Genomic DNA, 21646 nt, shown 5'->3' with positions numbered 1-21646 from the left:
CGGGTTCACCGGGTGATGTCGCCGACCAAATAGCGCTGCATCGTCGGCCCGATCGCGTCGACGAGTGCGTCCACCGACATGGAGTGCAGCGGCTCGGAGCGGATGCCGTAGCGCATGATGCCCAGACCCACCAGTTGTGAGGCGCACAGCGAGGCGCGAACGGCGGCTTTGTCGGCACCCAGGATTTTCAGCAGTGGGCCAAAGACCGGGCCGACGAACATGTTTTGCACCATCTCGGCGGTCTTCGCCATCCCCGTGGAGGCGATGGCACTGGCGGCAAACGGACCGCCGCCGGCGGCGTCCCAGGTCGTGATCAGCGTGCGCAACGTCCGGCGGCCCACCTGGTTGACCCCGCCGGTGACGATCCGGTCGATGAATTCCGGTGTGCCGAAGGGCAACCGCAACATCTTGGCGACCGGGTCGAGGATCCCATGCGATGGCTCTTCGCGACGGGGCATGGTGTCAGGATCGCCCGTCTGAGACCAAAGATCAAGGAATGCCCGGTCCCGGCGTGGCTGGTCGGCAGGCGTCGTGCGCTACGGGATCGAACGCGCGGTGCGACCGTGTGCCAACTGGTGTGGGCTCGATCGGCGCGACGCGTGCCGGGCGGTGGGGGCCAGCACCTGCGGTAGGGCCCGCCGAAATCGGTTCGCGACCAGACGCGCCAGCCCCGGATGGGTGCCCAGCGGTTCACTGACCAGGTCGGCGCCGCAACCGTGCAGCCGTTGTTGGAACAGGCCGTCGGCCAATAGATATGAGGCGACCACGACGCGTCCACCGGCGCGGTGCGCCCGAGCCCGTGCCCGGTCCACGGCCTCGGGCAGCTGCGGATCACCGGTGGCCGCGAAAGCCAGGCTCACCCGCGATCCGGTCAGCGCCGACAATAATGTCGCGGTGGTATGCAGGTCCGCTCGTGCTTTGTCGTCCGAGGTTCCCGCGGCCGCCAGAATCACCGAATCATTCGGTCGCCAACCGCATTTCAGCAGCTGATCGCCGACGATCCGGGCAATCTGACCACTCGGGCCCAACGCCGGGGTGACGATTACGTTCGGGTGTCCGCTGATCGCGACGTGGCCGGGCAGATCGGCCCGGACGTGGTATCCGCGCGACAGGAACGCGGGCACCACGATGGCGGGCCGGTCGGCGGTCTTCGCGCGCACCAGGACCTCACTGGGGGTGGGGCCCACCACGTCGACAAAGGCAACGTCTACCGTGCGGCGGACGAGCGTACTCACCTGTGCCGCAAGCCCTTCAATCATCGTCACGCCACCCGGCCTGCGGGTGCCGTGCGCTACCAGGATCAGTGCCATGGCGAGTCTTCCGGATGGTCGATCGCAAGCCGGTAGCCGCGCTTGACCACCGTCGCGATGATGTTCTTGTCGCCCAGCGCCGTTCGCAGCCGCAGCACTGCGGTATCGACGGCGTGCGGGTCATTGCTGTGGCCGGGCAATACCCGTAACAAGTCGTTGCGCGCCACGACATCGCCGGGGCGTTGTGCCAGCGCGCGCAGCGTTGCCATGCCCGATCCCGACAGCGACTTCACCGAACCGTCGACCAGCACGCAGGTTCCGCGGATCTCGAGGTCGTGACCGGCCGCGCGGATGGTGCACGACCGCCGGGGAGGGAGCTCCTGAGCGATATGACGTGCCAACGCCCCCAACCTCATTCGCTCGGGTGACGACGTCGGGATCCCCGCACGGATCAGCGGTTGCGCGGTGACCGGGCCGACGCACATGGCGTGCACGTCACTGCGAAGCGCTTGCAGCAGTTGATCTTCGATGCCCAATTCGCGGCTGCGCTCCAGCATCGCCGCACCGGCGGGTGCCGAGGTGAAGGTCACCGCGTCGAACTGCCGGCGCGCGACCGAGGCGACGAGTTGGTCGAAGTCGCCGCCGGCCGGAGTTGGCTTCCAGCGGTATACGTGGATGGGGACCACCTGCGCGCCCGCCGATCGCAACCCGTTGATGAATTCCGGGAACGGGTCCCACCCGTCGGCGGCACCGTGCAGCTGGACGGCGATCCGCTTACCGGCGACATCCGATTCGAGAAGGTAGCGCAGGACTTCGCGGGACGATTCTGATTTAGGGGACCATTCCTCGTGCAGCCCGGCAGCGCGTAACGCCCCGGTCGCCTTCGGTCCGCGGGCCACGATCCGCGACTTGGCAAGCGACGCCAGCAATTGGGTGGCCAGTCCCCAGCCATCGGCCGCGGCGACCCAGCCACGAAATCCGATGCCGGTGTGCGCCACCAAGATATCGGGGGGCTGGGCGATCACCGCTTCGGTGTGGTTCTGCAGTTCGGCGTCTTCGGGCAGTGCGATGATGTTGATGGCCGCGGCGCTGGAGACCTCCGCGCCGTTACGGCGCAGCAACGCGCACAGCTCCTCGGCGCGGTTCGCCGAGGTGACGGCGATCCGGTAGCCGGTGAGCGGCGCGGAGTCTGGTGGGGCCAGTGGTGGGGCCATATGAATTGTGTATGCCTGCGACGTTTCGGTTGCGTTACCGGTCAATTGCTGTGGCATTGCCCGTGTTGCGAGTCCGCTCACACACGGGCGGTCTCGGCTTCGGCCGCCGAATCCGGTAGGGCCGGGGCCGGCACGGGCCTGCGCACATAGACCATCCAGGTCATGATCGCCGCCACGATGTAAGAAGCCAGAAACACCCAGTACGCCGACGTTTCCGTGCCGGTATTCAGGTAGGACTGACGCAGGGCCAGATTGATTCCCACGCCACCGAGCGCACCGACGGCCGAGCAGATGCCGATCAGCGCTCCCGACTTCGCGCGTGCCCAATGACGGCGTTCTTCCTCGCTCATGTTCAGCGAGCGACTGCGCGCCTCATAGACCGACGGGATCAGCTTGAACACCGAACCGTTGCCCATGCCGGACAGGACGAACAGCACCATGAAGCCGGTGACGTAGCCGATCATGCTGGTCGAGTGGGATGCGGCGTGGTGATCGTCAAGGGTGCTGATGGTGACCAGCAGTCCGGCGCCCAGGGTCATCCCGGCGAGGACGCCCAGGGTGACGCGGCTGCCGCCGATGCGATCGGCCAGCCGACCGCCGTAGATGCGCGCCAGCGAGCCCAGCAGGGGCCCGAGGAAGGCCACCTGCGCGGCATGCAGCGCCGCGTGCTTGGCGCTTTCCCCGCTTTCTGCGAAGTTGACCTGCATCACCTGTCCGAAGGCGAAGGAGAAGCCGATCCAGGAGCCGAAGGTGGCGATGTAGAGCAGCGAGATCACATGGGTGTCGCGTTCGAACAGGATCGAGCGCATGGTGCTCAGCTGGGTGCCGTGGTGGACGTTGTCCATGAACAACGCGGCCGCGATGCCCACGACGACCAACAACACCAGGTACACCGCGCAGACCCAGTACGGCGCCTCGTGTCCCGCCGTGGCCAGCACCAGCAGGCCGACCAGTTGGATCACCGCGACCCCCAGATTGGCGACGCCGGCGTTGACGGCCAGCGCGGCGCCCTTGAGCCGCTGCGGGTAGAAGGCATTGACGTTGGCCAGCGACGCCGCGTAATTGCCGCCGCCCAGTCCGGTCAGCGCCGCGCACAGCACGAACGGCCACAGCGGAAGACCGGGATTGGCCAGCAGCACGATCGTGCCGACCGTCGGGATCAGCAGCACGAAGGCCGAGAACGTCGTCCAGTTGCGGCCACCGAAGGCGGCGATGCCCAGGGTGTAGGGGATCCGGGCGCAACCACCGACGAGGGTGGCAACCGCGCCCAGCAGCAGCTTGTCGCTGGCGGAGAAGCCGTAGACGGACCCCGGCATGAACAGCGCCATGACGGGCCACAGCGTCCAGATCGAGAAGGCCACGTGGTCGCCGGCGATGGTGCAGAGCAGGTTGCGCCGGGCGATCCTGTTGTTGCCGGCCTCCCAGGCCGCGGTGTCTTCCGGATTCCAGTCCGCGATGCGGTGGTTGCGATCCATCCGACCGTCACCTTTCTTCAGCATGGCGCTCACATTCGTGGGACCGGCGCGAAATTACCTGCACGCGTAGGGGTATGGATCCTGGGTGCGATGGTGTCCCCACGGCATCGCGCCGGTTGGCGTGCATACAGATCCCTCTCGTCAGGCTCCACAAACAGCCGCATCCGGCCGCCGCCAGCGGTTACCGCGCTCACCCGGTATCGGGAAAGCTGTTCGGAGGCTGGCTTTCGGCGCTTGGGCGCGCCGAAAGAAGGGGCATGCCCCGCCGTATGGTCCGATGCTCACATTTATGACGCGAGCGGGTCAACCGGAACCGGCCGATATCGCCTGTAAGTTGTTTACCAGTTATCTGGTAAATCCCTGAGGGGCAATCAGTCGGCGAATGTGCGGTTCATCAGGTGTGAATGGGCGTCCCCATCAAGTGATTTCAGGCATGTGCCCAGGCTGGTGTGAGCTGCAATACATCTGGTTTAGGTGTCAGGACTCTGCAGACGAATTGCGTTAGGAAAGCGGCCAACTCGCGGCACCGGACTGGGCAGCCACCAAAGACCTGGGCCGCACCCAGTGCAGGCGCACCGTCTGCCCGGGCCGCACTTGGGCGATCTTGTCGACGTCCTCGTCGATCACCACACCGATCACCGGATAGCCGCCGGTGACGGGATGGTCGGGCCCCAGGATCACCGGTAAACCGTTGGGCGGCACCTGGATTGCGCCGCGGGTGGTGCCCTCGCTGGGCAGCTGCCGGTCCGGGTAGCAGTGCTGCAGTGGCCTGCCGGTCAGCCGCATCCCCACGCGGTCGCTGCGATCCGAGGCCACCCAGTCGGCGTGCACCAGGGCGTCGGGATCGACGAACCAATCGTCGCGCGGCCCGGGCACCACCAACAGCTCGACGACGCCGGCGGTGATGGCCGCGACCGGCGCCTGGTCCAGTTCGGGATAGGCGTCGGTGTGCTCACCGATCGGTAGCCGGTCGCCGGCGCGCAGCGGCGACGGGCCGATGGTAGACATCACGTCATAGCTTCGCGAGCCCAGCACCGGCTCCACACAGATGCCGCCGCGGATCGCCAGATAGCTGCGCAGCCCGGCGCGGGGGGCGCCCAGCGAGATCACGTCGCCATCACGCACGTGCTGAATGCTGTTGGTGCCGAACTTGATCCCGTTGACGGTGGGGTCGGTGTCGGCCCCCGTCACCGCGATGTCGGCATCGCCGCCGGAGACCCTGGCCGCGAAACCACCGAACGTCACTTCCACCGTGGCGCGGTCGTCGGGATTGGCCACCAGCCGGTTGGCCAGCTTGTGCGCGCGCCGGTCGGCGGCTCCGGACCGGCTCACCCCCAAGTGGGCCAGGCCCGGACGGCCGAGATCTTGGACGACGGCGAACGGTCCGGTGCGCAGGATCTCCAGGATCGGCACGGTTATCTCCTTGGCTAAGGTAGCGACCCGCTTCGCCCGGCTACGCCGCGCTCGCGATCGCCACTGGCTAGACGGCCCGGAACTGAACCCACATGCCCTGCGCCAACAACGCAGGGTTCGGCCGCTGCAGATCCCACAGCACCGCGTCGGTGCGGCCGATGAGTTGCCAGCCACCGGGGGACTGACGCGGATAGACCGCGCTGAACTCACCGGCGAGGCCGACGGAGCCGGCCGGCACCGAGGTCCTCGGCTCGGGGCGGCGGGGCACCCGCAGCCGGGGATCGCCGTCAACCAGGTACGCGAAACCGGGTGCGAATCCGCTGAATCCGACCCGCCACAGCGTGGCGGTGTGGGCGTCGATCACCGCCGCGACGCTCAGCCCGGTGTGGCGGGCGACCTCGGCCAGGTCCGGACCGTCATAGACGACATCGATGACCACATCGGGGCGGCGCTGGACGGCGGTGTCCGGGGCGGCGTCCACGCGCATCTTGCGCAGCCGCTGGCGGATGACGCCTTGATAGCGGGGACCGTCCAGCTTCACCAGCACGGTGCGGGCCGCCGGGACGACGTCGACAACACCCGGTATCGCCGCGGCGCGCAGCGCATCCGCCCACGCCAATAGCTCAGCGGTACTGCCGCATTGCACCATCAGGGCTCGGTCACCGTAGTCCACCACGGTGTTGCCGGCCAGCTCCGTCGGCAGGTTGCGGGTCAGGTCGCCGCTAAGGTCCGTCACGCTCATTACTCGACGGTAACCCCGGGATCGGGGCCTGTGCGAGGGGCGCAGGCGGATTTTCGAGCACTGCCAGAGCTGCCTTAGCAAACGCTCAAACAGCCGCGACATGCCTGCGGGGCTAGCCCAGGATTTTGGTGATCAGCGGGGGCAGTTGGTCGGCGACGACTGGATAGCTCAGCGGTGACGCGAACGCGATCGCGCCGGCCTGGTCGTTGGTGGTGAAGATGTGGCGGTTCTGCGCGGTGGTGAGTGACCCCGCCACCTCGGGGTCGGCCAGTATCGCCTTCTGGTCGTCCGGGCTCTGGGTCGTCCAGATCACCACGTCGGCGGAATCGAGGACCGCTTTGATGTGATCGCGCGGAATTACGGCGCGCTGATCGGTGCCGAAGGGCTTGATGCTGTCAGAGATGACCAGCCCCAGCTGGTTCAGGAAGTCCGTCCGCCAGCCGGCCATGGTGGCGACGACGGTGCCTTGCCACAGCGCGCCGTGCATCAGCAGTGCCTTCTTGCCGGTCCATTGCTGATTCTTCTTGCCGATGTCGGTGAACTTCTGGTCGACGCCGTCGATCAGCGATTTCATCTGGCCGGCCTGGAAGACCGCCTGCCCGACGGTGGTGGCCTGCTCCTTCCACGGCTCGAAGAAGGCGTCGCCGTCCGACTGCGCGACGGTCGGCGCGATCGCGGACAGTTTCTGATACGTGTCGGCGTCCAGGCCGGCGTTGACGGCCACGATCAGGTCCGGTTTCAGACCGGCGATCTGGTCGACGGGGATCCCGTTGTCCAGGTTCAACACCGTCGGGCGCGCGCCGCCGAGCTTGGGCGCGGCCCACGGCCAGACCGCGAAGGGCTGATCACCGAACCAGTTGGTCACCGCGATCGGCACCACGCCGACCGCGAGCAGGTCGTCCTGTTCGGTGTAGCCGGCGCTGACGACGCGCTTGGGTGGTTCTTTGATGACGGTCTGACCGAACAGGTGGGTGACCGTGACCGATCCCGGGGTGGCTCCGGGCGCCGGTTTGCTTGACGAGCACCCCGCCAAAAGCTCCGAGAACGCGGTTGCACCGCCGATCGCGGCAACCCCCGCAGCCCCTGCGAGCTGCAAGAATCCCCGTCGATTCCATCCCTGTCGCATCGCGTGAGAGTATCGCGTTCCGCGGGCACAAATGCATCGCCGCGCTGTTGAGACCTTTCAGCCCAGCGGCATGCCGGCGTCCATGAAATCCAATGCCCGATAGATCGTGTCGGCGGTCTTCGGTGCGTTGTCGAAGGCGGCCATCATGGCACCCGTCAACGCGCCCGCGAAGACTCGCACTTCGAAATCGTCTGCGGCGCGGCCGATCCGGTGCGCGATCGCCTCGGCCGCAACCGTCACGGTGCGGTAGTACTCGTCGTACATCGCCGCCTTGAGCTCGGGTATCGAGAACATCAGGCGCTGCCGGGTGCTCTCGAACTCCAGCTGGTCGTCGGGCAGCTCGGCGATGACGGCCTGATAGGCCCGGCGGAAAGCCTGCGCCGGAGACAGGTTGCGCGGCTGAGCCTTCAACGCCTCCAGGATCAGCGGGTCCAGGTCGTCGGCGAGCAGCAGCGATTCCTTGGACGGGAAGTAGCGGAAGAAGGTGCTCGGCGACACGTCGGCCGCCTCGGCGATCTGTTCGACGGTGGTCGCGGCGAAGCCGTTCTCCTCGATGAGGCGAAACGCCTCGCGCCTGATGGCGCGGCGGGTCTTGATCTTTTTTCGCTCCCGTAGGCCCAGGGGAGCCTCAGTCACCTGCATGCGCCGATTGTCGCGCATCGAGCCCTCGCCGTGGGGTCGCGACGTCCTTGCGTTGCAGAGTTCTGACAAACGGGGACAGGCCGTTGCGATTTCTGCGTATCGCCCACGTAACTGTGCACGCCCAGACCGGTAACAGTGCGTCTTTAGGGTCAGTGGTCACTGCCCGCGCCTCATTCAACTCAGGAGTCCCACCAGATGACCACGACCACCACTCCGGTATCGCAGCCCGCGCCAGCGCGCGGGCCTCGTAGGGGGCGGCACTGGATCGATGACTGGCGGCCCGAAGACCCCGAATTCTGGGAGACGACCGGCAAGCCGATCGCTCGCCGCAACCTGATCTTCTCGATTTTCGCCGAGCATGTCGGGTTCAGCGTGTGGATGTTGTGGAGCATCGTCGTGGTGCACATGACGGCGGGGGCGCACGGGCACCCCGCCGCGTCCGGGTGGGCCCTGACCGCCAGCCAGGCCCTGTGCCTGGTCGCCGTCCCCAGCGGTGTCGGGGCGTTCCTGAGATTGCCCTACACGTTCGCGGTCCCACTCTTCGGCGGCCGCAACTGGACGACCATCTCGGCGGCACTGCTGCTCATCCCGTGCCTGCTACTGGCGTGGGCGGTGAGCCATCCCGGCATCCCGTTCGGCGCCCTGGTGGCGATCGCCGCCACCGCCGGCTTCGGCGGCGGCAACTTCGCCTCGTCGATGGCCAACATCTCGTTCTTCTACCCGGAGAAAGACAAGGGCTGGGCGCTGGGCCTGAATGCGGCCGGCGGCAACATCGGCGTGGCGGTGGTGCAGAAGATCATTCCGCCCATCGTCATCGTCGGTGGCGGGATGGCACTGTCGCGGGCCGGACTGTTCTACGTGCCGCTGGCGGTGGTGGCCGCGGTCTGCGCGTTCCTGTTCATGAACAACCTCACCGAAGCCAAAGCCGACGTGAAGCCGGTTCTGGACTCGCTGCGCCACCCCGACACCTGGATCATGTCGCTGCTGTACATCGGCACCTTCGGGTCGTTCATCGGCTACTCGGCCGCCTTCCCGACGCTGCTCAAGACGGTTTTCGGGCGCGGCGACATCGCATTGGCCTGGGCCTTCCTGGGCGCCGGCATCGGATCGGTCATCCGGCCCCTCGGCGGCAAGCTGGCCGACCGGATCGGCGGTGCCCGCATCACGGCCACCAGCTTCGTGATGCTGGCGATCGGGGCGGCAGCGGCGCTGTGGTCGGTCCAGGCGGTCAACCTGCCGGCCTTCTTCGCCAGCTTCATGTTCCTGTTCGTCGCCACCGGCATCGGCAACGGCTCGACGTACCGGATGATTTCGCGGATCTTCAAGATCAAGGGCGAGCTCGCCGGCGGTGATCCCGAGACCATGGTGGGCATGCGCCGCCAGGCCGCCGGTGCCCTGGGCGTCATCTCGGCGGTGGGTGCCTTCGGCGGGTTCGTGGTTCCGCTGGCGTACGCGTGGTCGAAATCGGAGTTCGGCAGCATCGAACCGGCGCTGCGGTTCTACATCGTGTTCTTCCTCGGCCTGCTCGGCGTCACCTGGTACTGCTACCTGCGCAAGCACAATGCGATAACGCGGGTGGGAATCTAACCGAGAGCGAACGTCAGGACGACGGCTGCTGCTTTGCGCCGTATCCCTGCTCGTCCTTTTTCGTCCCCTTTTCATCCCCTTTTCCAAGGGCTGTAGTCGGCGATCAGCTCTTCCTGTGGCGGCCGCTGGTCTTCGGGAACGTGCTGCAGGTTGATCCGGATCCGATACCAGATGGAACTGGGCCCACGCATCCCGTCGACCAGGACGTCGACCGGCTGCAGTCGGCCGGCCACCGCGGGATAGCGGTCGCGCCAGACGTCCAGGGCCGCCATCGCCTCGTCCTTGGTCTTGGTGCGGGCAATCTCGATCAGCGGCATCTTGGATCGCCTCCGGCCTGCCGCTCCGCTGCCGCGCTTGCCCGACCCTTTCGGCGCGCGTTCGGGCGGTCCCATCTCCTCGGCCAGCACCAGTAGCCGGTCGAGCTCGCCGACGGCGTCGTCCATTTCCGCCCAGGGGTCACCCATCTCGGCGAACCGGGCGGGCACCGTGTCGATGGTGAACGCCTCGGGCCGGCAGCCGGCGACCTCGTCCCATTGCAGCGGCGTCGAGACCCGGGCATCCGGAGTCGCCCGCACCGAGTACGCCGATGCGACGGTGCGGTCCTTCGCGTTCTGGTTGAAGTCGACGAACACCCCTTCTCGTTCTTCCTTCCACCAGCGGCTGGTCGCCGCCTCGGGCACCCGCCGCTCGACCTCGCGGGCAACGGTCTGCGCGGCCAGCCGCACCTGGCGAAACTCCCAGCGCGGGGCGATGCGGGCATAGATGTGAAAGCCACGCGATCCCGACGTCTTCGGCCATGCGGTCAGGCCGTAGTCCTCGAGCACCTCGCGGGCGACCAGCGCGACGTCCACGATGCGCCCCCAGGAGACCCCGGGCATCGGATCCAAGTCGACCCGCAGTTCGTCGGGGTGGTCGAGGTCGTCGGCGAGCACCGGATGCGGGTTGAGATCCACACATCCCAGGTTGATCGCCCAGGCCAGTCCCGCGGCATCGTGGATCACCGCCTCAGCGGCGGAAGTGCCTCGGGCATAACGCAGTTCGGCAACGTCGATCCAATCCGGCCGTTTGGCCGGGGCGCGTTTCTGGAACACCGCTTCTTCGGTGATGCCCTTGACGAAGCGCTTCAGGATCATCGGCCGGCCGGCCACACCGCGCAGCGCGCCGTCGGCCACGGACAGGTAGTAGCGGACCAGGTCGAGTTTGGTGTACGGGCCGGCCGAGGTTTCGCGGTCGTTCGCAGGGGGGAACACCACTTTGTCCGGATGGGTGATGGTGACCAGGTGCCCGGCCACCTCCAGCGAAACCGGACGGGTCATGCGGTTCATGCTAATTCGCCTGAATTTCTGGCCGTACTGAGACGGACGTCACATAAGGTGGATTTCATGCCTAACCTCCTCGGCCTGCCCGGTCAGGCCGCCGCAAAAGTTCAGCAATACGTCGAACGCGGCTCGGCCGAACTGCACTACGTGCGCAAGATCTTCGAATCGGGTGCGTTCCGTATCGAGCCGCCGCAGAACTACGCCGCGATGGCCGCGGACATCTACAAGTGGGGCGAGTTCGGCATGCTGCCCTCGCTCAACGCCAGACGCCATCCTGACAAAGCGGCCTGCATCGATGAAGACGGCGAGTTCAGCTTCAAGGAGCTCGACGAGGCCGCTCACGCGGTGGCCAACGGGCTGCTTGAGAAGGGCGTCAAAGGCGGTGACGGCGTGGCCATCCTGGCCCGCAACACTCGCTGGTTCCTGATCGCCTACTTCGGCGCCGCCCGGGTGGGCGCCCGCATCATCCTGCTGAACAGCGAGTTCTCCGGCCCGCAGATCAAGGAGGTGTCGGAGCGCGAGGGCGCGAAGCTCATCATCTACGACGACGAATACACCAAGGCCGTCAGCAAAGCCGAGCCGGAGCTGGGCAAGCTGCGGGCGCTGGGTGCCAATCCCGATGCGGACGAGCCGTCGGGCAGCAAGGACGACACCCTCGCCGACCTGATCGAGCACAGCAGCTCCGACCCCGCCCCCAAGGCGTCCAAGCATTCGTCGATCATCATCCTGACCAGCGGCACCACCGGCACCCCGAAGGGCGCGAACCGCAGCACCCCGCCGACGCTGGCGCCAATCGGTGGCATCCTGTCGCACGTGCCGTTCAAGGCCGGCGAGCTGACCTCGCTGCCCGCCCCGATGTTCCATGCGCTGGGTTTTCTGCACGGCACAATCGCGATGTTCCTCGGCTCGACGCTGGTGCTGCGCCGCAAGTTCAAGCCGCCGCTGGTGCTGGAAGACATCGAGAAGCACAAGGTGACCGCGATGGTCGTGGTTCCGGTGATGCTGTCGCGCATCCTCGACGCGCTCGAGAAGATGGACAAGAAGCCGGATCTGTCCAGCCTGAAGATCGTGTTCGTATCCGGATCGGCATTGGGAGCTGACCTGGCGGAACGGTCGTTGAAGGACCTGGGCCCGGTCATCTACAACATGTACGGCTCGACGGAGATCGCCTTCGCCACCATCGCCGAGCCCAAGCATCTGGAATTCAACTCGTCGACCGTCGGGCCGGTCGTCAAGGGCGTGAAGGTCAAGATCTTCGACGACAACGGCAAAGAGCTGCCGCAGGGCGAGGTGGGCCGGATCTTCGTCGGCAACGCCTTCCCGTTCGAGGGCTACACCGGGGGCGGCAAGAAGCAGGTCATCGACGGCCTGTTGTCCTCGGGGGACGTCGGCTATTTCGACGAGAACGGCCTCCTCTACATCAGCGGGCGTGACGACGAGATGATCGTCTCCGGCGGAGAAAACGTCTTCCCGGCCGAAGTCGAGGACCTCATCACCGGGCATCCGGACGTCGTGGAGGCGACCGCCATCGGCGTCGAGGACAAGGAATGGGGCCACCGGCTGCGCGCCTTCGTGGTGAAGAAGGACGGCGCCGACCTCGACGAGGACACCGTCAAGCACTACGTGCGCGACCACCTGGCCCGCTACAAGGTGCCGCGTGAGGTCGTCTTCCTCGATGAGCTGCCGCGCAACCCGACGGGCAAGGTCCTCAAGCGCGAACTGCGCGAAATGGACGTCGACTAGCCCGGTTGGGCTCGCGGGTCAGCGGGTCAGCGGCGGTCTTTGATGGCGCGGGTGATCTGCGCTGTGAGTTTGGGGTCGACCAGGAGCTGGTCGATGAGCGCGGTGAGGACCTCTTGGCCGGTCACACGGGCGACTCCCAGCCGGTCGGCCGCTTCACGCTGCCAGATGTCCAGGGCCCGGTGAGTGGCCGCCGGCAGGTCGACGGTTCGCCGTGTCCGCTGGGTGCGCCCCGGCTGGCCCGCCGCGGGCTGGGCGGCGATTCGCTGCCCGCCCTGCTGCCCGAGACTGGTGAGACGTTCGGTGGGTGCGGCGTCTCCGGAGGGCCCGGCGGCCGAGCTGGGGGCGCGAAAGGTTCCGGCGCTGGGTCCGCTGTGGCTGCTGTTGAAGTTCACTTCGGTGTCTTCCTCCGTGAGTGCCAATCAGTAAATCAGCGCTCGGTGCCGGTGTGTCAATACTGATTCTGTCACCGACGCCAGCTTAAGTCGCGTCGCCCGGCCGCCTGCCGCCCTGTCGGCCGCGCACGGACCGGAACGCAGTTGCCCGGCGCAGCGACGCTTCGCCCCGCACAGCGTGCAGCAAATCGTCCAAAGTAGCTGTTTGCTCGGACGCCGGTGTAATGGGCCCGGTAATGGCGGAGGTTGATTTGTCCGGAAAGGGACGTAAATCAGGGTATGCGGTAATGCTCAAAGCATGACGTCAGTAGATACGCCCTCAGCAAACCAGTACATCAGTAGATGCCTAGTGAGCTGCTCAAACAGGCGCAGCGAGCGGACGATGTCAGTATTTGTGAATAAATGAATTGCGAGAATGCGTATTCAAGAATGGCGCTGAGCCTGTCCCATACGTGCCGGCTGTTATCCAATTCACAAAAGAAAAACGCGCAATTACTCTTGTTTGCTCAGAAATGTCCAACTAATGTTCTTGGTAGCGATAGCAAGTGGTTGGAAGGAATGACTTCGATGATCTTCTCGCGATCATTACGCGGCGTGGCCGCAGGTGTCATAGGTGCCGGAGGTGTGGTCGGCGCGCTGCTCATCGGCAGCGCCCCCATGGCTCAGGCCGCTCCTGCGTCCGCAGCCACCACGAGCTTCGCCAGTGCTGGGCCGCACAGCGGACCGGGCCTCATTCCCGATCGCCCCGGCGGTCGCGGATGGGGTGGCCATGATGGTCGGGGAAATGGCAATTGGGGGCACGGCAACTGGGGCCGTGGCGGTGGCTATTGGAGCCCCCAGCACTGGTGGAACTGGTGGTGGTGACCACCATCTCCGCGCGGTAACCGGTCATCGCCGACACGCCAACCCTCGGGATGGCCCACCGCGCATGGGGGGATCCATGCCGGCCTGACTCAGTCAGGTCGGCATGGCCCTATTTTGGGGGCTTTTTGCGACGCTTTATGGGTCGCGGGGTAGGCCCAGCAGGCGTTCGGCGATGATGTTCAGCTGCACCTCGGAGGTACCGCCGTAAATGGTGGTGGCGCGGCTGGCCAACAGGTATTCGCCCCATTTGCCGGGTAATTGGTCGGTGTCGCCGATCGCGGCGTCGGTACCGAACGATGAGACCGCGAATTCGGCGTAACCCTGGCCGGTGCGCATGGACAGCAGCTTGGAGATCGCCGCCGACGGCATGGCGTCCCCGCCGGCCAGCGTCAGCAGCGTCGAGCGCAGGTTAAGCACCTTGGCCGCGTGGCCCTCGGCGATCAATTGGCCCGCTCGATGCTGGGCGATCTGGTCGAACTGGCCATCGCGCACGAACTCGACAAACTGCGCCAGCGTGGCCAGGAAGTTCGCCTCGCTGCTGCCGATCGACACCCGCTCCGCGGTCAGGGTGTTGCGGCTGACCTCCCAGCCACGGTTGACCTCACCGAGCACGCACTCGTCGGGCACGAACACGTCATCGATGTAGACGGTATTGAACATGGCGTTGCCCGTGAGCTCGCGCAGCGGCTTGACGTCGACGCCTTCACTGGTCATGTCCAACAGGAAGTAGGTGATGCCGCCGTGTTTCGGGGCGCTGGGGTCCGTCCTGGCCAACAGCGCACCCCACTGCGAGAACTGCGCGGCGGTGGTCCAGATCTTCTGGCCGGTGATGCGCCAGCCGCCGTCGGTCCGGGTGGCCTTGGTGGTGAGGCCGGCCAGATCCGATCCGGCGCCCGGTTCGGAAAACAGCTGGCACCAGATCATCTCGCCGCGGAAGGTCGGCGGCAGGAACCGCTGCTTTTGTTCTTCGGTTCCGAACGCCACGATCGACGGGACGATCCAGGTCGCGATCCCCGTCTGGGGACGCTTGACCCGCCCGGAGGCGAACTCCTGGGCGATGATGATCTGCTCCACCGGGCTGGCGGCGCGGCCCCACGGCTTCGGGAGGTAGGGCAGTACCCAACCGCCTTCGGCGATGGCGACCTTGCGCTGCTCACGCTCGATCTCCTTGAGCGCGGCGACTTCGGCCCGAATCTCTGCCCGCAACTTCTCGGTGTCGGGGTCGAGGTCGATATCCACCGCGCGCATGCCGGTGGTGGTTGCGGTGTCGACGACTTTCTGCGGGTACTCCGAACTGCGACCGAAGGAGGCCGCCAGCATCAGCGCCCGGCGGTAGTAGACGCCCGCGTCGTGCTCCCAGGTGAAGCCGATCCCGCCGTGCACCTGAATGCAGTCCTGCGCGCAGCGCTGGGCCGCCGCCGGCGCCAGCGTCGCCGCTACGGCGGCGGCGAATTCGACATGTGAACCCGCTGTGTCCCAATCGTTTTCGCGAGCCTCGTCGATAGCGCGGGCGGCATCCCACACAGCCGCGGTGGCCCGCTCGGTGTCGGCCATCATCTCGGCGCACTTGTGTTTGATGGCCTGGAACTGGCCGATCGGCCGACCGAACTGCTCACGGATCTTGGCGTAATGCGAGGCGGTGTCGGTCGCCCAGCGCGCCACACCGATGGCTTCGGCGGACAGCAGCGTGGTCATCAGCGCGTGCGCCGTCGCCATGCTCAGGTTCGTCAGCACGACATCCTCGCCCACCTCCACGGCGTTGGCCCGCACGTCGGCGATGGGGCGCAGCGGGTCCAGGCTTTTCACCGGCTCGATCTCGAGCTGGTCGGCGCGCAGCACCACCCAGGCCTCGCCGCCGTCGATCGCGACGGGCAGCACCAGCAGCGTGGCCTGCGCCGCGGCGGGGACCGCGCGGACCTCGCCGCGGATCACCAGCGAACTGCCCTGCCGGGTAGCGGTCAGCGCACAGCAATTCAGGCCGTAGGAGGCGATTTCGGCGCCGGACGCCAGCTCGGCGAGCACCTTCGCGTCCGGGTCGTGGGCACAGATCAGGGCGCTGGCGATCGCCGACGGCACGAACGGGCCCGGCACCGCCCCGTAACCGAATTCGGCCAGCACGATGGCCAACTCGAGGATGCCGAAGCCCTGCCCGCCCACGGATTCTGGCAGATGAACGCCCTGCAGTCCTTGCTCGGCCGCGACCTGCCAGTACGGCGGAGGGTTTTCGAGAGGAGTCTCCATGGCCGCGTGCAGCGTCTCGGACGGCGCAATGCGCGCCACCAGCGATCGTACGGAATCGGCCAGCTCTTGATGCTCGGGATTTATCGCGATCGGCATTGGTCGCCTTCCGTTGCTGCAGGACGCCGTTTCGGCCAAGTACCTTCCAAGCTAACAACCAGTCGGTTGGTTGACGACATGGGATGGTGGCTGTCCCTCGCGCCGGGGGGACGAGGGACAGTGAGCACTCTTAGCGCCACCGCTTGCTGATCCATGTGGTGATGGCGTCGGCCTGCTCGCTGCGTGCCCCCGGGGTGGTGAAGTAATGGTCGGTGTCGATCGAGGCCTGCGTCTTGTCGGTACTGGCCAGTGCGCGGAAAATTCGTTGGGCGTCGGAGGGAAACACCCCGGTGTCGGCCTCGGCGTTGATCACCAGTGCGGGACAGGTGATCCGGGCCAGGTGCGGTTCGGCGCGCGTTTGCGCCACCCGCAGGCTCCACATGCTCAGCCAGTTGCGCAGCGTGCAGGCCGCCGCGATGCCGTGCGCCGAGCGGTTCGCCTTCGCCGGGACGCCCGCGTAGCACATGTTGGGCGCTCGCTTGGTGGGCTCGATGCTGGCGTCGACCATGCGGGGATCGGCCCACGTCCGCATCACGGCGAACGGGCGATCGGAAAACCCCGCCGCGCGAACGCGTTTGAGCTCCGTTTCGGCCCAGTCGGTGATGGCGTGGTTGCGCGCGGTCTGCGCGCTGCGGTACCGGGCGAGGAACTCCGGCGAATAGGGCGGCCCGTTGCGCTCGTTGAACAGGTCGAGATCGGCGTCGGTGGCGACGGGGTCGTTCTCGTCGACGACGGCGGCATCCATCCAGGCGGTGAGCACCTCCGGGCGTCCGGGATGCGCGGCGGTGGCCACATAGCCGTCGGCGGGCGGCAATTCGGTCAGCCCGGCCGCCGGCCGCATCCCGTCCAGTGCAGTGACGTTCGGTTCCACGGCCTGTGACTGGTAGGCGGCCATCAATGAGCCGCCACCCGAATTACCCAACAGCACAACGGTATCCACGCCCTGGACCTCGCGTAGCCAGCGCACCCCGACGCCGATGTCGACCAGCGCGTGATCGAGGAGAAAGCTACTTTCGAAGCCGCGAAACCTGGTGTTCCAGCCGAGGAATCCGACGCCGCGAGTGGCCATGTAGTCGGCGAGATAGTGCTCGGAGAAGTCGATCTGGTAGTGCGTGGCGATCATCGCCACCTTGGGTTTGCGTCCCATGCCGCGGTGATACAGCCCCTGGCACGGGTGGCCACCGGCGCCCGCGCGCCCCGCGGTGGGCGACGGCAGCCCGACGAATTCGCGGATGACTCCGGCACTGGTACGACGAGTCAATTCAGCGGTCCCCCCGACGCATAGATGGCTCGGTGATAGATGTTGGCCAGGGTTTGGATGCAGGCCTGATCGTCAGGTTCGGGCGACCGTGCTCCGGCGAGCCGCATGTAGCAGAACTGATTGAACATCGCCACGATGGCCTCGGCGATCAGCCGCGGATCGTCGCCCCGGCAATAGCCGTCGGCCTGGGCGCGCCGGACCGATTCGGCGATGAAAGAGATTGGTATCTCGCAAATCTCGGCCCAATACTGGGCGAAGTCGTCGTTGATCATCGCCAGCTGCGACACGCTGATCACTTCGGCGAGCCGATTGCGGTAGGTGTGCCAGTGCGCTGCGGCGGCGGCGTAGGCGCGCTGCCGATCGGACAAACCGTGTTCGGTCACCGACAGCGCGCGCTCGTTGGCCTCGTCGCGGAAACGCAGCGCCCACTGACGCACCATCGCCTCTTTGGACTCGTAGTAGTTGTAAAAGGATGCCGCCGAACGACCCGCTTCTGCGGCAATGTCGGCGATGGTCGTGGCAAGGACGCCTTTACGTGCGATGACGTTGCGGGCGGCCGTCTCGATGGCGGCCTGCGTCCGCCTGCCGCGCAAGGTGGGCAGCTCGGCGGGCTGGCCGTCCCGGTCAGCAGGGGACGCCGCGGTCGACACCTACGCACCTCCCTGGGCCAAAACTGAAACTGATGTTAGATTCAGATTTGGATCTTGGCCAGGATCGTCAAGCCGGGGACCGAGGGGAGCCACCGATGATCAAGCCGCATAACGCCAACACGGAATTCGAACTCGGTGGGATCAACCATGTCGCCCTGGTGTGTTCGGACATGGCAAAAACCGTCGACTTCTACAGCAATATCCTCGGCATGCCGCTGATCAAATCGCTCGATCTCCCCGATGGCGCCGGCCAGCACTTCTTCTTCGATGCCGGCAATGGCGACTGTGTCGCCTTCTTTTGGTTCGCCGACGCCCCCGACCGGGTGCCGGGAATCTCGTCGCCGGGCGCCATCCCGGGCATCGGCGACATCACCAGCGCAGTCAGCACCATGAACCATCTGGCCTTCCACGTGCCGCCCGAGAAGTTCGACGCCTACCGTCAGCTCCTCAAGGCCAAAGGGGTGCGGGTCGGACCGGTGCTCAACCACGACGAAAGCCCCAAGCAGGTTACCGCGACCGTGCATCCCGGCGTCTATGTGCGCTCGTTCTATTTTCAGGACCCCGACGGCATTACGCTCGAATTTGCCTGCTGGGTTAAGGAATTCGAAAGCGGCGATGCGAAGGCCGTGCCCAGGACCGCGGCGGACCGCCGTCCCCCGGTTGGTGCCGCCCCTTGATCCAAGCGGGCCGAGCCGGAGGATGGTGTCATGACCGACGGCATTCTGACCGACGCGCAGATCGCGGCGCTGACGCCTGAGCAACGGCGGGAACTGATCACCCGGTTGGAGCAGCCGCTAGGTGACGTGATCGACCCGGAGTTCCTGGCCCGGGTGCGACGCATCCGGTTGAGTCTGATGATCGGTGGTTCCATGGCGATGGTTCCGTGGCTGGGGTATCTGTCCGTGACGCTGCCGGAGAACTACGTCGTGCACAACTGGCCGATCACCTGGGTCGGTTTCGACGTGCTGCTGGTCGGCTTCATGCTCACGACGGCGCTGCTCGGCTACCTGCGTCGTCAGCTCCTGGTGCTCGCCGCCTTCACCACCGGGGTCTTGCTCATCTGCGACGCGTGGTTCGACCTGATGACCGCCGGGCCCAAGGACATCTGGCTGTCGATGATCACGGCGCTGTTGATCGAGGTGCCGCTGGCGATCTTCATGATCACCAGCGCGGTGCGCATCCTGCGGCTCACCATGACGCGATTATGGCTGCTGCATCCCGGGATGCGGCTCTGGCAGCTGCCGCTGTTCCCATGAGCCGCTGAAGGATTGGCTTGAGTCGATCCGGTTCGATGTCTCACCGGCACCGCAGGCGAGCCGAACAATGCTATCCCGAGTTACGGGACCGGACAGGCGAATCGGCGACGAATTCGTGGTGGCTCGATACTTTATGGTACGCATCGGTATGCGGCGATAGGCATCCGTCGGCCCCGTGACCGGTTGGCGCAGAAAGGTTACCGCACCCCGGGCGAGCTCGCGGGAAAATGCGAGTCTTCGCAAAACCACGCAATCGTCGCCCCCGGTCAGCTAGCGTCCCCAGCAGCGACATAGGGGGTGCAAGCGACGCGGTAGTTCAGCCCAACATGGGCGAAGCATACGTCGCGAATTGTCAAGCGCGAAACCAACTGATGATGCACTAAAAGCCGAGCGCCGATTGCACTTTCACCACCCCCCAGACCGCACAACAGATGTCGGCATCTCACAGCACAAGGACTCGACGAAATGGTCGCACTCGGAAACATCAACGAATGGCAACCGCTACAGGGCCCGGTTACCTTGTGGATGGCCACGCCCACCGCGCGCGAAGCGGCACGCGCTGCGCGACGAAGCGATCTGGCTCCGAGTTATCAACAGAACCAACACCTCTGGGGCTCGTACTACGGCAAGAACCTGAACCGGCAGCTGCCCCGCCTGATGATCGTGGCGTGGAACATTCCCGGTGCCTGCGACATTGAGGCAATGACCGCGACGATCAACGCGCATGTGCGCGGCCAGGACACGTACCACTCTTGGTTCGAATTCGACAACGGAATCTTCGTGCGCCGCGAAATCGAAGATCCCGCAGCCATCGATTTCGTCCCGGTGCCGCTCGGGGAGATGACCCCGGATCAGGTGCGCACCCACGTCTTGACGACGACTCCGCAGACCCTGGAATGGGGCTGCTTCACTTACGGAATCGTCCAGCATGCCGACTATTTCACGTTCTACGCCAGCGTCGACCACCTGCACATCGACGGCCTGTCCGCCGCCCTCATCTTCCTCGACATCCACCTGATGTATCAGGAATCCGCGCAGCGCGGGCACCGCGCCGCACTGCCCGAGGTACGCAGCTATCGCGACTACGTTGCGCGGCAGCGCGAGAGGGCCGCGACGCTGGACCTGTCGTCGCCTGAGATCAAAGACTGGATCGCGTTCGCGCGTGACACCGATGGTGACTGGCCGAGCTTTCCCCTGCCGCTCGGTAACATTTGGGCCAGCACCAAGGGCGATCTGCTGACCGTCGAATTGATGGATGCCGCCGAGACCGAGGCATTCGACGCCGCCTGCGTCGCGGCCGGCGCCCGGTTCATCGGGGGAGTTCTGGCGTGCGCCGGCTTCGCCGAGCACGAATTGACCGGCAAGGACACCTATCACGGCTTCACCGCCAAGGACACCCGGGCCGCGGGTATCGACACGATGACCGTGGGCTGGTTCGCCAGCTTGATTCCCATTACCGTGCCGACCGCCGGCGAGACGTTCGCCCAGGCGGCCAGGGCGGCGCAGAAGTCGTTTGACGACGCCCAGCGCCTTGCCGACGTGCCGGTGGAGCGGGTCTTGGAGTTGGCGACACCTGATGAACTGGGGATCAAGCTGCCCACGCAGCTGCCGATGATGCTGTCCTTCCTGGACTTCCGCAAGATCCCCCTGAACGGGTTGTGGGCGGAGACGAAGTTCGGCACCTACGGCGACAGCCTGTCCCATGGCGGGATCAACCTGTGGATCAACCGCCAGGCCGAGAACACCACCGTGACGATGTCCTTCCCGGACAACGCAATCGCGCGCGAGTCGGTGCTCCGCTACATCGCGACACTGACCCAGGCCTTTGTGCGCGTCGCCAAGCCCACCGCCGATGAGCCGGTTGTGGCTGCACCCCAGGCGAACTCGACCGATCCACACCCTCTCGCGCCGCACGCTGACGACAACGAAGCGGCATAAGATGAGCAACGTGCTGGACCTGGCCGACCAGACCCTCTTTCTCGGTGAGCGGGCGACCGGAGCCACCAGCCTGCTGCAATGTGTTTGGGTGTACGACCACGCCATCGACATCGGCGGGCTGCGCAAGTTCCATCACCGGCTGGGGAAGGGACGGTTGTCGCGCCGGATCGAACGCTCTCCCTTGCCGTTCGGCCGCCATCGCTGGGTATCGCCGAACGACCGGTGCACCCTTGAGATCGTCGCCACACCGCGGCCGCGCGACGAGATCGACGCCTGGCTGGATGAACAATCCACCAAACGCCCGGATGCCGAGCACGGACCCGGCTGGCACCTCGCGGTGCTCCCGTTCACCGACGGGGGCGCGGTGGTGAGCCTGATCGCCACGCATTGCCTCACCGACGGCGTCGGACTCTGCGAGGCATTGGCGGACGCGGCTT

18 protein-coding genes and 1 pseudogene are annotated in these 21646 nt (G+C 66.1%); 6 read left to right on the top strand and 13 right to left on the bottom strand.

Translation table 11 applies throughout. The features are described 5' to 3' along the window. Nucleotides 1-5 precede the first annotated feature (5 nt). The 8 genes from A5782_RS12115 to A5782_RS12080 all read right to left on the bottom strand — a co-directional run bounded on the left by A5782_RS12115 (nt 6) and on the right by A5782_RS12080 (nt 7862). Entirely contained in the window at nt 6-458 is a 453-nt protein-coding gene (locus tag A5782_RS12115) for a hypothetical protein (protein ID WP_067099787.1), read from the bottom strand. A 78-nt stretch (nt 459-536) separates the two neighbouring features. Continuing rightward, nucleotides 537-1310 carry a sirohydrochlorin chelatase gene (locus A5782_RS12110; protein WP_067099785.1) on the bottom strand — a complete coding sequence of 258 codons (774 nt, stop codon included), beginning with the start codon at nt 1308-1310 and terminating at the stop codon, nt 537-539. Continuing rightward, nucleotides 1301-2452, bottom strand: a complete 1152-nt coding sequence (locus tag A5782_RS12105; RefSeq protein WP_156623902.1) for a uroporphyrinogen-III synthase — start codon at nt 2450-2452, stop codon at nt 1301-1303. Before A5782_RS12105 ends, A5782_RS12110 begins: the two co-directional genes overlap by 10 nt. An 89-nt stretch (nt 2453-2541) precedes the next feature. Then, a complete protein-coding gene (locus A5782_RS12100; RefSeq protein WP_067099959.1) occupies nt 2542-3939 on the bottom strand; it encodes an MFS transporter in 1398 nt (465 codons plus the stop codon). A gap of 501 nt (nt 3940-4440) precedes the next feature. Then, nucleotides 4441-5352, bottom strand: coding sequence for a 5-oxoprolinase/urea amidolyase family protein (locus tag A5782_RS12095; protein ID WP_067099781.1), 912 nt, complete (start codon nt 5350-5352; stop codon nt 4441-4443). Nucleotides 5353-5419: 67 nt separating this feature from the next. Next, entirely contained in the window at nt 5420-6094 is a 675-nt protein-coding gene (locus tag A5782_RS12090; RefSeq protein WP_067099779.1) for an allophanate hydrolase subunit 1, read from the bottom strand. A 112-nt stretch (nt 6095-6206) separates the two neighbouring features. Continuing rightward, nucleotides 6207-7220 (bottom strand): ABC transporter substrate-binding protein, encoded by a 1014-nt coding sequence (locus tag A5782_RS12085; RefSeq protein ID WP_067099777.1) that lies wholly within the window; start codon nt 7218-7220, stop codon nt 6207-6209. A 57-nt stretch (nt 7221-7277) separates the two neighbouring features. Then, a complete protein-coding gene (locus tag A5782_RS12080; protein WP_067099775.1) occupies nt 7278-7862 on the bottom strand; it encodes a TetR family transcriptional regulator in 585 nt (194 codons plus the stop codon). A gap of 195 nt (nt 7863-8057) precedes the next feature. On the opposite strand from A5782_RS12080, the gene A5782_RS12075 reads away from it, so the two are divergent. Beyond that, complete coding sequence (locus A5782_RS12075; protein WP_067099773.1) at nt 8058-9449, top strand: NarK family nitrate/nitrite MFS transporter; 1392 nt, start codon at nt 8058-8060, stop codon at nt 9447-9449. Between the two features lie 71 nt (nt 9450-9520). On the opposite strand, the gene A5782_RS12070 is transcribed toward A5782_RS12075, so the two are convergent. Further along, the gene (locus A5782_RS12070; protein ID WP_067099771.1) at nt 9521-10774 is read right to left on the bottom strand and encodes a DNA polymerase domain-containing protein; all 1254 of its coding nucleotides are present in this window, start codon (nt 10772-10774) and stop codon (nt 9521-9523) included. 57 nt (nt 10775-10831) lie between these two features. Here A5782_RS12070 and fadD2 point away from each other — a divergent pair, with 57 nt between their 5' ends. Beyond that, on the top strand, nt 10832-12511 hold the full coding sequence (fadD2, locus tag A5782_RS12065) for a long-chain-fatty-acid--CoA ligase FadD2 (RefSeq protein WP_067099957.1): 1680 nt from the start codon (nt 10832-10834) through the stop codon (nt 12509-12511). 26 nt (nt 12512-12537) lie between these two features. On the opposite strand, the gene A5782_RS12060 is transcribed toward fadD2, so the two are convergent. The 4 genes from A5782_RS12060 to A5782_RS12045 form a co-directional block, all read right to left on the bottom strand. Then, the gene (locus tag A5782_RS12060; RefSeq protein ID WP_067099955.1) at nt 12538-12903 is read right to left on the bottom strand and encodes an ATPase; all 366 of its coding nucleotides are present in this window, start codon (nt 12901-12903) and stop codon (nt 12538-12540) included. 999 nt (nt 12904-13902) lie between these two features. Next, nucleotides 13903-16104, bottom strand: coding sequence for an acyl-CoA dehydrogenase (locus A5782_RS12055; protein WP_067099769.1), 2202 nt, complete (start codon nt 16102-16104; stop codon nt 13903-13905). Between the two features lie 130 nt (nt 16105-16234). Then, a complete protein-coding gene (locus A5782_RS12050) occupies nt 16235-17365 on the bottom strand; it encodes an alpha/beta hydrolase (protein ID WP_067099767.1) in 1131 nt (376 codons plus the stop codon). Continuing rightward, the gene (locus A5782_RS12045) at nt 17362-18015 is read right to left on the bottom strand and encodes a TetR/AcrR family transcriptional regulator (protein ID WP_067099765.1); all 654 of its coding nucleotides are present in this window, start codon (nt 18013-18015) and stop codon (nt 17362-17364) included. The genes A5782_RS12050 and A5782_RS12045 overlap by 4 nt, the downstream gene beginning before the upstream one ends. Before the next feature lie 95 nt (nt 18016-18110). Between A5782_RS12045 and A5782_RS12040 the strand changes: the two genes are divergently transcribed. The 4 genes and pseudogenes from A5782_RS12040 to A5782_RS12025 form a co-directional block, all read left to right on the top strand. Next, nucleotides 18111-18692, top strand: a complete 582-nt coding sequence (locus A5782_RS12040) for a VOC family protein (protein WP_067099763.1) — start codon at nt 18111-18113, stop codon at nt 18690-18692. Between the two features lie 30 nt (nt 18693-18722). Next, nucleotides 18723-19271, top strand: coding sequence for a hypothetical protein (locus A5782_RS12035; RefSeq protein ID WP_067099761.1), 549 nt, complete (start codon nt 18723-18725; stop codon nt 19269-19271). A gap of 465 nt (nt 19272-19736) precedes the next feature. Further along, nucleotides 19737-21209 carry a condensation domain-containing protein gene (locus tag A5782_RS12030; protein WP_067099759.1) on the top strand — a complete coding sequence of 491 codons (1473 nt, stop codon included), beginning with the start codon at nt 19737-19739 and terminating at the stop codon, nt 21207-21209. A gap of 1 nt (nt 21210) precedes the next feature. Further along, nucleotides 21211-21646, top strand: a pseudogene (locus A5782_RS12025) (hypothetical protein); the annotation flags it as partial.

Origin of the sequence: Mycobacterium sp. 852002-40037_SCH5390672 (assembly GCF_001665875.1) — a bacterium.
Taxonomy (GTDB): Bacteria; Actinomycetota; Actinomycetes; order Mycobacteriales; family Mycobacteriaceae; genus Mycobacterium.
This window is presented reverse-complemented; position numbering and strand designations above follow the sequence as displayed.

Bases quoted from the DNA above. Each gene is read 5' to 3' on its own strand.
- A5782_RS12070 (WP_067099771.1), bottom strand. From the start codon at position 10,774: ATGAACCGCATGACCCGTCCGGTTTCGCTGGAGGTGGCCGGGCACCTG.
- A5782_RS12115 (WP_067099787.1), bottom strand. From the start codon at position 458: ATGCCCCGTCGCGAAGAGCCATCGCATGGGATCCTCGACCCGGTCGCC.
- A5782_RS12030 (WP_067099759.1), top strand. From the start codon at position 19,737: ATGGTCGCACTCGGAAACATCAACGAATGGCAACCGCTACAGGGCCCG.
- A5782_RS12075 (WP_067099773.1), top strand. From the start codon at position 8,058: ATGACCACGACCACCACTCCGGTATCGCAGCCCGCGCCAGCGCGCGGG.
- A5782_RS12110 (WP_067099785.1), bottom strand. From the start codon at position 1,310: ATGGCACTGATCCTGGTAGCGCACGGCACCCGCAGGCCGGGTGGCGTG.
- A5782_RS12055 (WP_067099769.1), bottom strand. From the start codon at position 16,104: ATGCCGATCGCGATAAATCCCGAGCATCAAGAGCTGGCCGATTCCGTA.
- A5782_RS12085 (WP_067099777.1), bottom strand. From the start codon at position 7,220: ATGCGACAGGGATGGAATCGACGGGGATTCTTGCAGCTCGCAGGGGCT.
- A5782_RS12040 (WP_067099763.1), top strand. From the start codon at position 18,111: ATGATCAAGCCGCATAACGCCAACACGGAATTCGAACTCGGTGGGATC.
- A5782_RS12035 (WP_067099761.1), top strand. From the start codon at position 18,723: ATGACCGACGGCATTCTGACCGACGCGCAGATCGCGGCGCTGACGCCT.
- A5782_RS12090 (WP_067099779.1), bottom strand. From the start codon at position 6,094: ATGAGCGTGACGGACCTTAGCGGCGACCTGACCCGCAACCTGCCGACG.
- fadD2 (WP_067099957.1), top strand. From the start codon at position 10,832: ATGCCTAACCTCCTCGGCCTGCCCGGTCAGGCCGCCGCAAAAGTTCAG.
- A5782_RS12080 (WP_067099775.1), bottom strand. From the start codon at position 7,862: ATGCAGGTGACTGAGGCTCCCCTGGGCCTACGGGAGCGAAAAAAGATC.
- A5782_RS12100 (WP_067099959.1), bottom strand. From the start codon at position 3,939: ATGGATCGCAACCACCGCATCGCGGACTGGAATCCGGAAGACACCGCG.